1 protein-coding gene is annotated in these 908 nt (G+C 49.9%); it reads right to left on the bottom strand.

Annotation, left to right across the window (positions count from 1 at the left end; all coding sequences use genetic code 11):
- The coding region (locus R7Z77_RS24535) for a PAS domain S-box protein (protein WP_318136951.1) at nt 1–908 on the bottom strand (908 nt) is incomplete at both ends.

Here is a 908-nt window from a genome sequence, read left to right as displayed (position 1 = left end):
TTGGTTTCAAGTTGCTGCCAAAGTTGTTGGTAAAAAGCATCATCATGGTGCCCAGAACGGAGAATGTTGGGGTTCTTCCCAATCACTTCTTCGGCGCCGAATCCGGTGATCTGCGAGAACGCGTTGTTGACATCAATGATGTTGGCATTGCTGTCGGTAATGACCATACCTTCTTGCGAGTTGTTGAAGATTTTCGACGCTAACGACAATTGCGTTTCCACCATCTTGCGACGGGTGATGTTGCGCGTCATGCCCAAAATGCCGATCAGGTCGCCGGCCTGATTTCGTACCGGTGATTTGATGGTTTCCAGCCAAGTTGGGTTGTTGTTTTCATCAATTTGGCGACACTCTTCAACGATGTTCTGTGTGCCAGTAGCGACCACTAATCGGTCGGCATCAATGAATTTTTCCGCGCGTTCGGCGCTGAAAAGGTCAAAGTCGTTCTTCCCGACAATGTCATCGTTAGACTTTTTCCACGCCTGTTCCACGCTGCGGTTAGTCATGGCGTACAGACCGTCGGTGGTTTTGATCCAGATGTGGTCATCCAGACAATCGATGAATTCTTGCAGCGTTGGTAGTGGCTTGTTGGCGTGTGAGTGATGACGTTTGAGCTCTTGATGATAATGCTGGCTAACATCAAAACTGATGCGGCCTGCCAGTGCGTTCAGCCACGCAGAAACGGTTTGCTTTTGCTGCGTTGAGTGCGTCAACGTCACAACGGCAAACAGCTCCTCATTCGGTAGCCATACTGGGCACAGGCTCAGGTTTTCATCATCAAATTGTGAGCAAACTACGTCAAAGTGCGGCGCGGAAAATTGCGCGCAGTTTTGCTCAATCATCGCCACGATGGCGCGGTGATTTTGTGGCGAGGTGGATATCTCACTGGATAGCCATTGTTTGGTGTAGCT

The organism is Vibrio sp. 1401 (assembly GCF_033340295.1).
Note: the sequence above shows the minus strand (reverse complement) of the source record. Positions and strands in the feature narration are given on the sequence as shown.